Genomic DNA, 11,540 nt, shown 5'->3' on the forward strand with positions numbered 1-11,540 from the left:
GCTTATCTTTTCTACGAATTAATTAAATTTACTGATTTTAAACCATTTAAAATTATATTTTCTGTTAACATTGCCATATATTCTGGTGATTCCTTAAGTCCATTTTTAAGCCAATAATCTATCAATCCTATGGCTCCATATAAAATAAATGAATAATATTTATCAAAAAGATCCTTATCATTCTTTTTTAAAATATTAGACCAGTCACTATAACCTTTTTCATATATTACAGATACTATTTTTTTCATAAAAGCCATATCTCCTCTTTCACAAAGAATAACTATGCAAAAATCGCTATTTTTTGCTATAAAAGTAAATATATCTTTTAATATAGGTTTCGTTTCAATTTTATCCGGAGAAATCTCATAAGATAATATCATATCTTGAAATTCTTCAAATAGCTCCTTCTCTATTTCACTTAACATATGAAAAACATCTTTATAGTGTAAATAAAAAGTTCCCCTATTTATATCTGCTTTTTCACAAAGCTCTTTTACTGTAATAGAATTTATACTTTTCTCCTGCATAAGAATTATTAAGCTTTTCTTTAATACATCTTTTGTTTTTCTTATTCTTCTATCTTTATTAACCATAAAATACCCCTTTCTGAACACTATTAATATCAAATGTTCATTAATGAACTATTTGAATAACATTGATTATTGCCTTTAAACCTTACTGTAATTATAATGAATATTAAATTAAAAAACAACACTGTGTTCAATAATACTCACGGGTTGTATTATTAAAGGCAAAAGAAAATAGGAAGGTGATATTATGGATGACTTAAAAGAAGACAAATCACAATTATTTAAAATTATCAAATTTATCGCAGTTATAGCAGTAATATTAATTCCAACGATTTATACTACTGTTTTCTTAGGCTCAATGTGGGATCCCTATGGAAATGTCGATAAACTACCTGTAGCTGTAGTAAATCTAGATAAATCCCATAATTATAATGGCGAAGAATTAGCTGTTGGAGATGAACTTGTTAAAAATCTTAAAGAGGATGCTTCTCTTGATTTTAATTTTGTAGATGAAGAAACAGCTCAGACGGGATTAGATAATGGATCTTATTACATGGTAATTACAATCCCTGAAAACTTCTCTTATAATGCTACAACTCTTTTAGAGGATAATCCTCTAAAAATGGAATTGCAATATAAGATAAACCCAGGAAAAAATTATATTGCTTCTAAAATGAGTGAGTCAGCAATTCAAAAGATTACAACATCTATAGAAAATAGTGTTACTGAGATTTACGCTAAATCTGTATTTGATGAATTCTCTTCAATAGGGATTCAGCTATCTGACGCTGCTGATGGTGCCTCTCAAATAAATGAAGGATTAACATCTTTAAAAGAAGGTTCTGATACTATAGGATCAAACTTAAAGCTTCTATATGATAGTAGTTTAACCTTCACAGATGGAATAAACGCATATGAAACAGGAATCAACGATTATTTATCTGCTGTAGATAAAATACAAGATGGTTCTAAAAACTTAAATGCAGGAATCAGCACATTAAATGATAAATCTTCAACTCTTGCTGAAGGGGTTAATAGTCTTAATGCTGGTGCTAACAACCTATACTCAGGTTTACAAAGCTATACTTTAGGAGTAGCTTCATTGGGAGATGGTGCTTCTAAACTTAATTCAAATTCTAGTAATTTATTATCAGGTGCTAATGATCTAAATTCTGGAGTATCAGATTTACAAAAAGGAAGTGAAAGTCTTCTTGGTGGATTAAATGCTTTATCTTCCTCTATAAAGACTTCAGTTAATGATGAAAGCAATAAAAACATCAAAACTTTAACTACTTCTTTAGATAGTCTAAATTTAGGTATTAATAATATTAACAATGCTATTCAAAATAGTTCAAGTGATAATTTAACATCTGATTTTACGTCTTTAGGAAAAAACTTATATAATGTAGGAACTTCAGTTAAAAATTCTTCAACCTACATTAATGAACTTAAGACAAAAATTGCTGAGACTAAAGAGGCCCCTTGGTTTAAAGCTTTAGACAAGGCTACTCAGGAAGAGATTATAAATGGTTTATCTTCTCCTCTAACTAATTTAAGTAATGAATTAAATAATATAGCTACAGAAACTTCATCAGCATCTACTAATTTAAACTCAGCTGTAAATGGAGTATCTACTATTTCTAGCCAAGTCGATGAAGCAAAAACAGCTTTAGGAACTCTTGCTAGTAATTCAGATATACTTACTGAAAAGGCTAAAACTACTGTAAATAGCTTATATTCAGGTCTTGAAAAAGTAGGAACTGCTTTAGATAATCAAATAATACCTGGAACTAAAGCTGTAAATTCTGGTATAACTACTTTAAAGAATGGTAGTGAAATCTTATCTGCTGGAATTGGAAATTATACTGCTGGAGTTACTGAAATTTATAAAGGTGCTAATACGTTAAATTCAAATTCCAAGGCAATTGTAACTGGTGCTGAAAGTTTAGCTAATGGAACAGCTACTTTAAATTCCTCAGTTCCAACCTTAACAAATGGAATTGGACAAATTGCTGAAGGTTCAAATACCTTAGTACAAGGATTAAATACCTTATCAGAAAACAATGATTCACTAAAATCAGGAATTAGTACAATAAACTCAGCTTCTACATCTATTTCTAATGGAGCTTCTAAGCTTTATGATGGTTCTGTTGAATTAAGTAGTGGAGCTGATAAATTAAAAGATGGTTCAGGAACTTTAAAGGAATCTCTTGAAGAAGGCTCAGAAACTATAAAAAGCACTAAATTATCTGATCAATCAAAAGAAATGTTTGCCTCACCTGTAGAAGGTGTTGAATCAATAAATTCATATATTGCTAACAATGGTAATGCAATGGCAGCATATATGATGTGTGTAGGATTATGGGTAGGTTGCCTAGCCTTCTGCATATTATTCTCTACAGAAAAAGACATTAAGAATGGAAAAGAAAATCCAAGAGCATTCTGGCCTAAGAAAGCATTAAAACTTTTATCCATAGCAATTATTCAAGCTGTAATTATGGTTAGTGCACTAATGTTATTTAATGGACTTGATCCAGCTTACCTAGGTAAAACTTATTTAGTTGCCATAACTGCTTCCTTATCATTTATGGCTATTGTTTACTTGATGAATCTACTTCTAGGAAAAATAGGAAGCTTTATTTTATTAGTATTTATGGTTTTACAATTAAGTGGTTCTGCAGGAACTTATCCAATAGAACTTTCAGATAGCTTCTTCAAAGCTATTCATAACTATATGCCATTTACCTATGCCGTAGATGGATTTAGAAATGGAATATCTACAGGATTATCAATAGTTCCTCAAATAACTGTTCTTTTAGTAATAGGTATTGTTTGCTCAATACTTTCTGTAATTGTAGTAATTAAGAAAAATAAAAGCACTAAAACAACCCTACCTGAATTACTAGAAGCATCTATATAAAAATCTTGATAGATAAAATATTAAAAACCTATAGAGTAGAAATTATAAAATCTACCCTATAGGTTTTTTTCTATTAAATTTGAGCTGCTAGTATACCCACTCTCATCTTATCCTGCTACTTTAATCTCTATATACAATAAAACTTAAATACAGTAGTTGTACTATATTCCTCCCCTTCTCTTATCAAGGAATCCTCAATAAACCTATAATTCTGACCTATAGGTAAATTCTGTGTCTCAAAACAAATTCCATCATATTTACTTTCTACATTTCCATTAGTCAACTTCTTATCCACAGGAAAATTAGTAGAATATATTACTACTGCTTTTCTATCTGTATATATTTCCATTCCTCTTCCTGATATATCATCTTCAAGCTTTATATTGTATCCCTGATCTTCTATTAATACCCATGGATGATCATAACCATTAGCTAATTCTAATTGCTTATTTATTTTTTCTATATCTTCTCCTACTTTTTTACTAGTATTAAAGTCAAAAGGTGTCCCCTTAACATCAATTAAATTTCCAGTTAATGCAGAGTCCTCTCTTATAGTTGCAATCTTATCAGCTTTTACAGTTAATCTTTCATCTAATATATTTCTCTTAATATTTCCAGATAAATTAAAATAACTATGGTTAGTCATATTTAATATGGTATCTTCATCACTTATTCCATGATTCTTTATTGAAAATTCATTTTCATTATTTAAAGAATATACTACTCTTAGCTTAAGATTACCTGGAAAACCTTCTTCACCATCCTGACTAGAAGACTCTAGTATTAAACTTACTTCTTTATCATTAACTTCTATAGAATCATTCCAAATCTTTTTATTAAAGCCTTCATTTCCTCCATGAAGAGTATTTGATCCTTGATTCTTAGTTACTTCATAAACCTTCTCTCCTATTTTTATCTTACCATCAGCAATTCTTCCACTATTTCTCCCTACAATTGCTCCTGCATAAGATGTATCATCCATATAATCATTTAAGTCATTCCACCCTATAACTATATTTTCTGAAATTCCCTTTGAATCTGGCACTATAATATCTGTTATAATTCCACCTAATGTTAATATCTTTATTTCTATTCCATTATCATTACTAAGTGAATATTGTAATATTTTTTTACTATCCTTTAGAGTTATCTCTTTTTTATCTATTCTCATAATTCTTCTCCATCCCCCTTTAGAAATCGCTTACTATTTTTATTTCTTTTTAATACTAGTATAATCCTCTCCCTCCCCATTGTAAACATTTTAATAACAATATAATTGAGAATATTTTCTAAAAAACTCTTTACTTCTTAATAGTAATCGGTTACTATTAAATTATAATAAAGGAGGTATTGAGATGACTGATTTAACAATTTTAAAAAATGATTTTTATAATACTTTTAATGAAAACTGTGAGGATATTTTCTTTTCACCTGGAAGAGTTAATTTAATTGGTGAGCACACAGATTATAACGGTGGTAATGTATTTCCTTGTGCTATTTCCTTTGGAACTTATGGTCTAGTTTCAAAAAGAAATGATAATAAGTTCTTGCTTCACTCTCTAAATTTTAAAGAATTAGGAACTATTGAATTTGATTTAAGTGAACTTGTTTATAACAAGGAACATGATTGGGCTAATTACCCTAAAGGTGTAATAAAGACTATTATTGATCATGGTTATAGCATACCAACTGGATTCAACATCCTTATTTATGGTGATATTCCTAATGGTTCAGGCTTATCTTCTTCTGCATCTATAGAAGTTTTAACAGCTACTATCTTAAATCACTACTTTAAATTAAATATAAGCAATGTTGATATAGCTAAAATAGCCCAAGAAGCTGAAAATAAATTTATCGGTGTTAACTGCGGCATAATGGATCAATTTTCTATATGTATGGGATTGAAAGATTCCGCCCTTCTTCTTGATTGTAATACATTAAAATATAAATATAGCCCTATCAATATGGATGGATACAAACTAGTAATAGGTAATACTAATAAAAAACGTGGTCTTGCAGATTCAAAATATAACGAGAGACGTACTGAATGTGAAACTGCACTAAAAGAATTGCAAACTGTTGTAAATATAAGCTCTTTAGGTGACTTAACTATAGATGAGTTTGAAAAATATAAAGATTTAATAGCAGACTCTACTAGAAGAAAAAGAGCTAAGCATGCTGTTTATGAAAATCAACGAACTTTAAAAGCTGTACAAGCACTTGAAGAAAATAAACTTGAGGAATTTGGTAAGCTCTTAAATGAATCTCATATTTCCTTAAGGGATGATTACGAAGTTACTGGCACTGAACTTGATACCCTTGTTTCTTTAGCTTGGGATCAAAAGGATATTATTTTAGGTGCAAGAATGACTGGTGCTGGTTTTGGTGGATGCACTGTAAACTTAGTTAAATCTGATTCTATTGACGAGTTTATTGAATTTACTACAAGAGAATATGAAAAGAAAATTGGCTATAAACCTGACTTCTACATTGTAGATATTTCAGATGGCCCAAGAAAATTAAATTTATAAATACATTACAAGGTGGATTATTAATATGAAAGTAACTATAGCAGAAGTTGCAGAAAGAGCTAATGTTTCCGTTGCTACAGTATCAAGGGTAATGAACGGAAATTACCCTGTAAAAGCTGAAACAAAGGAAAGCGTTCTTAAAGCAATAAAAGAACTTAAATATATACCTAATATGCAAGCTAGAGAACTAACTCAGCAAAAATCTTCTATTGTAGGTGTAGTAGTTCCAAGTATAAGTAATATGTTTTTCCCAGCAGTAATTGATGGTATTGATAGTGCTCTTAAATCTAACTCACTATCTTTCATCCTTTGTCGTACTAATGATGATAAAAATGAGGAAATCAAATATGTTAGGGAATTAATCTCAAGAAATGTATCAGGTATAATAGTTATTAGTCCTAATTTAGAGAATGTGAAGTCTAAATTTTATGATGATATAGGAAGTCAAGTTCCAACTGTATTTGTTAATGGTTCTTCAACCTCTCCAAATGTTTCAACAGTCTGTAATGATGAAGCTATAGGTGCAAGGATTGCTTTAAACTATCTTTTGGAAAATAACCATAAAGATATATTATTCATTAGAGGTACCAATAGCTATTCCTATGATGTTAAAGAAGAGTGTTATACTGATTTCATGAAGAACATAGGGAGTTTCAAAGAAGAAAATATCATTAATATAGGTTCTGGTAATAGTAGTGAAACTGTTAGTAATACCACTTCCATACTCTTAGATATCTTACAATCTACTAAAGCTACTGCTATATTTGCTTGTAATGACCTTATGGGGGTAGGGGCAATAAATGCATGTAAGAGATTAAATATTAATGTTCCTAAAGATATGTCTATAATAGGTTTTGATAATATAGAACTTTGTAAATTTATAGAACCTAACTTAACTACTATAGACCAGAACATGTCTTTATTAGGTGAGAATGCAGCATCTTTACTACTTGAAAAGATTAATACTAATAATGAGTATAGTAAGAATATTATACTTAATAACGCATTAGTAAAAAGAGATACAGTTGCTATGCTTTCTGATAGTATCTAAAATTTTATATAATATATAAAAGGAGATAACTTTTGAGTCATCTCCTTTTCTACTATCTTAATACCTACTTTTTATTTGAGGTGTTTACTTTTTCTATCTACATATAGTTAAGCTTCCAGCTCTAATTTAATCTATTAAATAAAATTAAATTTTCTAAAGTTCACACAAAATTATTAATAGACTCTGTATTACAACTCTTTAGCAATATCATATCCTGCGTGAATAGCATCTTTTATTGTTCCAACATTGTTTGCGTCTCCTATAGTGTGATAAGTCATTTGAAGTTCCTTTAAGGTATCAGCCAGTTTGGTATCTGTGCGGTAACCTACTGCAAAGATAAGTGTATCAGCATCAGAAATGCAGTGAATCTCACCGTCTTTGCTGTAGTATATTTTATCTTCTTCTACCTTTTCAACTTTAGCGCTACAGATTAGCTCTATACCTTTTTTCATCATACGTTGTACAAGTAAACTTCTACCAGGGCCTGTTTCTGTTGACATGATTTCCGGAGCCATTTCAATTACAGTAACTTTTCTGTCTCTAGGTAGACGGTCATAAACTAGAGGTGCTAGATAATCTGCAGTTTCACAACCTACAGAGCCACCCCCAATAATGACTATTTTACGGCCAGGGAAGGCTTTTCCACCTAGAATATCATCAGCAGTTGCCCAATGTTTAAATATAGTAAATGGCTGTATAACAATAGGGGAAGCACCATTACTGATAACCACTTCATAATCAGAAAATTCATTTTGCAATAAATCTTTATCAACTTTACATTTTAAACGTATTTCAACTCCAGCTTGTTCAAGTTTTCTAACCATATATTGTGTAACTTTTGAAAGCTCTTGCTTAGCAACTGGAACAGAAGCTATGTTTATAAGTCCGCCTAGCTCTTCATTTTCATCGCAAAGAATTACATGATGACCTCTTTTCTTTGCAACATAAGCTGCTTCCATACCAGAAGGTCCACCACCAATAACAAGAATTTTTTTCTTTGTATTTGATAACTCAATAGTATCTTCATTTTCAATTTCTAGAGAAGGATTGATTGTGCAAGCTACACGATTTCCAAACATAATACCATTCAAGCAACGAAGACATCCAATGCATGGACGTATATCCTTGTCCATACCTTTTTCAGCCTTATTAGCAAATTCAGAATCACATAAATTAGCTCTTCCAATCATACAAATATCTGCCTTGCCATTGGCAATTAATTCATCAGCAATCCAAGGCTCTGTAATTCTTCCAACAGTAGCTATTGGAATTGAGGTATGTTTTTTGATTTCTTCTGATAACTTAGCATGAGAGCCTTGCTTTGTACCAGGAGCAGGTATTGAGCTTCCACGCATAATAGTAGTTCCTCCAGATACATGAATCATATCAGCACCAGCTTTTTCTAACTGTTTAGCAATATATATCCCATCGTTAATATTTAAGCCTCCATCACAGTATTCATCACCAGAAATCCTTACATCAATGATGAAATCTTTTCCGCATTTTTGGCGAACTTCTTCAATAACTTCTAGTGTTAATTTCAGACGGCCATTGATATCACCGCCATATTCATCAGTCCTTTTATTATATAGAGGAGATAAAAAACCTCCTAGTAGACCATGGGCATGAGCAGCATGAATTTCAACACCATCTCCTCCAGCAGTTTTAATTCTTAAAGCTGCTTCACCAAATTGCTTGATAATAACTTTTAATTCTGGTATGGTTACTGCTCTTGGTGCTTCCTTTGCATAGGCAGGCCCAACATTTGATGGTGCAATTAAACGAGGTGTTCCTGGAATAGGGAAGGCCATGTAAGCAGGATGGAATAATTGAGGAATAATTTTTGCACCATACTTATGTACAGCCTCCGTCAACTTTTTCCAACCAGGGATATAAGAATCATCACTTATGGACATATCTCCTGGTAAATATGTATAAATAGGTTCAATAGTAGTTACTTCAGTTACAATAAGACCAACACCACCTTTTGCTCTTGCAGCGTAATGTTCAACTAAAGTATCTGTTACATAACCTTTATCTGCTAGATTTGTAGATATTGGTGGCATAAAAATACGATTTTTAACTGTAGTTTCACCAATTTTAATAGGTGAAAATAAATGACTATATTTTTTCATATCCTCATCTCCTTTTTCCTTGATGTTATCATATTATTCCATTATCATCCTTGTCCTAGCTTGATGTTAAAGGTTAAAATATATCTTCACATTTGAATATTAAAGGTGAAAGGAGATAAGATAAAAGCAAAAAATGACTTATAATAGAAAATCACAAGGTGGATTTTAAGCTACCCCATATTAAACTTTATCAATATCTATAATAATTTCATCATTACAATGAGTTATAGTGCTTCTTATATCTTTAGATTTTTGAATAGAACAAAGAATATGCCCTTCTTTCATCTCGATTTTTATACCATTATTTTCATAAATGATATTTTCTGATTCTTCTAATAAGTGTTGAAGAAGCTGCCTTTGGTTATAATCTAAATACATTAATTCTTCTCTTTTATCTTCATTAAACTTAATATTATTGACAAACTTTTTGCGATAATTACTAGGAACAATTCCATAGAGTTCTTTAAAAGCTGTGGTATAGGCTTTAGAATTTGGCATCCCACAATCAGCAGCAATCTGCTCAATGGATTTTTTCCCTTCTAATAAAGATTCTATGGATTCACGGACTCTTACTAGAGCAACATATTTTACAAATGGAATGCCAGTATACTTCTTAAAGAGCTTGGAAGTATATGAAATACTAAACATAAGTGTATTTGCTACATCACTTAAACGTAGATCCTCTTGATAATGCCTATCTATGTACTGAATAGCTTTAATATAGTTTTCTCTATGAATAGACTGAATAGGCAAACGTTCAATAGGGTACTGCATATGATTAGAAGTTATATAAACAATTTCCATCATTATTGTATTTAACTCAAATAAATTATTGTTACCACGTAATAGAACTCCAGCTAATTTACCTATTTGAAACTTTAATTTTTTCAATAATTTTAAATTATTATTGTCAGTACAAATAATTGATTCGTAGGAATTCTTTATTTCTCCTATCATTGCTGCTGGAAATAGAGAAAAATCAATATGTATAGTTAAAATTACATTTTCTTCTCTAGAATTTGGACGAATTATATGAATATCATTTGGAGCAATGATTACTAGTTCATGTTCTTTAATTATATGAGAGAAGTTTTCTGTAGTAACCTCATATTCTCCCTTTAAAACGTAGGCTATTTCTAAACTACTATGACGAGAAAATACTTGTCGGCTAAAGCTGTTAATGCTTAGGCTTAAAGGATAGCCGAATTTTTGACCTGAAAAATCATAATAATATTTCATATTTTGCATAAAAACCTCCATTTATCGTAGCTGTAGATATTATTCATTTCCATTAATATCTACATGTTGTTTTTTTATCTGTCATAAATATTTAGCCTAAAATTTAAGATTCTATGTTAATTGTTTACTTTTAATATTATTACGTAGAAATAATTTATATTTTTTTACTCTCTAAAAATTTATCTTTACTTTGCTCGATAATAAAATTTTTAAATAAACTAGCTGAAGGTATTAAATATCTATTCTTTAAAGTTGCAAGATATATAAACCTTTCATGTGTTGGATTTATTATTGGAAGAACCTTGATATTATAGTTCTTTAATGACGATATCTTTGGAACAACGGCAATTCCATAATTTATCTCTACTAACCCTGCAACTGCGTTATCTTCTTCAACCTCACATATTATATTAGGTATTATATTTACTCTTTCAAATAATCCATTTATTAATGATCTTATACCACTTTTCTCACTAAAACCTATAAATGGATAATTATCTAACTCTCTTAAATCAATAGACTCATTTTTAGCTAAAGGATGTTCATTGGCTACAATTACGACTAACTCTTCATTTTCTATTGGTATAAAATCTACTTCATCTTCATTTTCAACATATGAACAAAGAACCATATCAAATTTTTCATTTTTTAAATCTTCTATAAGAGATTTTGTTGTTCCTTGCCCAAATAAAAACTTTATATCTTGATTTTCACCCATTGTTACAAACCTTTTAATTAATTTGGGTACAAAAGTAGGGCCAAGTGTGTATATATATCCTAACTCAATAGTACCTGATGAAATATTAGTTAATTCTCTTAATTTCTTTTCTCCTTTTTCTAATTCACTTAATGCTCTATCTACATATTCAAAATATATCTTTCCATATTTAGTTAGCTTTATATTCCTTCCTTGCTTTTCAAACAAATATGTCCCCAAATCTTTTTCTAATGCTGACATAGCATGACTTAAGCTAGGTTGGGTTATTGATAATTTATCTGCTGCTTGAGTATAATGCTCAAGCTTTGCTAATACTCTAAAATAATTTAAGTGATTTAAGTTCATAAGGTATCGCCCTTTCCTATTAGTTTTCTAATTATATATTTTCTTATAAAATAAAACTTGCCATATTATAT

At 30.1% G+C, this 11,540-nt stretch carries 8 protein-coding genes; 3 read left to right on the forward strand and 5 right to left on the reverse strand.

Annotated features, from left to right (window positions below; all coding sequences use genetic code 11):
- Nucleotides 1-11: 11 nt before the first annotated feature.
- A complete protein-coding gene (locus tag E6248_RS00795) occupies nucleotides 12-593 on the reverse strand; it encodes a TetR-like C-terminal domain-containing protein (protein WP_316338948.1) in 582 nt (193 codons plus the stop codon).
- A gap of 184 nt (nucleotides 594-777) precedes the next feature.
- On the opposite strand from E6248_RS00795, the gene E6248_RS00800 reads away from it, so the two are divergent.
- Nucleotides 778-3,450, forward strand: coding sequence for a YhgE/Pip domain-containing protein (locus E6248_RS00800; protein ID WP_316338949.1), 2,673 nt, complete (start codon nucleotides 778-780; stop codon nucleotides 3,448-3,450).
- Nucleotides 3,451-3,577: 127 nt separating this feature from the next.
- Here E6248_RS00800 and E6248_RS00805 read toward each other — a convergent pair whose 3' ends face one another.
- Nucleotides 3,578-4,621 carry an aldose epimerase family protein gene (locus E6248_RS00805; protein ID WP_316338950.1) on the reverse strand — a complete coding sequence of 348 codons (1,044 nt, stop codon included), beginning with the start codon at nucleotides 4,619-4,621 and terminating at the stop codon, nucleotides 3,578-3,580.
- A gap of 184 nt (nucleotides 4,622-4,805) precedes the next feature.
- On the opposite strand from E6248_RS00805, the gene E6248_RS00810 reads away from it, so the two are divergent.
- Together E6248_RS00810 and E6248_RS00815 are read left to right on the forward strand one after the other, a co-directional pair.
- Nucleotides 4,806-5,981: a galactokinase gene (locus E6248_RS00810; protein ID WP_316338951.1), complete on the forward strand. Its 1,176-nt coding sequence runs from the start codon at nucleotides 4,806-4,808 to the stop codon at nucleotides 5,979-5,981.
- Nucleotides 5,982-6,006: 25 nt separating this feature from the next.
- Entirely contained in the window at nucleotides 6,007-7,032 is a 1,026-nt protein-coding gene (locus E6248_RS00815) for a LacI family DNA-binding transcriptional regulator (RefSeq protein ID WP_316338952.1), read from the forward strand.
- 188 nt (nucleotides 7,033-7,220) lie between these two features.
- On the opposite strand, the gene E6248_RS00820 is transcribed toward E6248_RS00815, so the two are convergent.
- The 3 genes from E6248_RS00820 to E6248_RS00830 form a co-directional block, all read right to left on the reverse strand.
- Nucleotides 7,221-9,167 (reverse strand): FAD-dependent oxidoreductase, encoded by a 1,947-nt coding sequence (locus tag E6248_RS00820; RefSeq protein ID WP_316338953.1) that lies wholly within the window; start codon nucleotides 9,165-9,167, stop codon nucleotides 7,221-7,223.
- Between the two features lie 180 nt (nucleotides 9,168-9,347).
- A complete protein-coding gene (locus E6248_RS00825; RefSeq protein WP_316338954.1) occupies nucleotides 9,348-10,415 on the reverse strand; it encodes a helix-turn-helix domain-containing protein in 1,068 nt (355 codons plus the stop codon).
- A 145-nt stretch (nucleotides 10,416-10,560) separates the two neighbouring features.
- Nucleotides 10,561-11,469 carry a LysR family transcriptional regulator gene (locus E6248_RS00830; RefSeq protein ID WP_316338955.1) on the reverse strand — a complete coding sequence of 303 codons (909 nt, stop codon included), beginning with the start codon at nucleotides 11,467-11,469 and terminating at the stop codon, nucleotides 10,561-10,563.
- Between the last annotated feature and the right edge of the window lie 71 nt (nucleotides 11,470-11,540).

The organism is Clostridium sp., from assembly GCF_032552055.1.
Lineage (GTDB): Bacteria > Bacillota > Clostridia > Clostridiales > Clostridiaceae > Clostridium.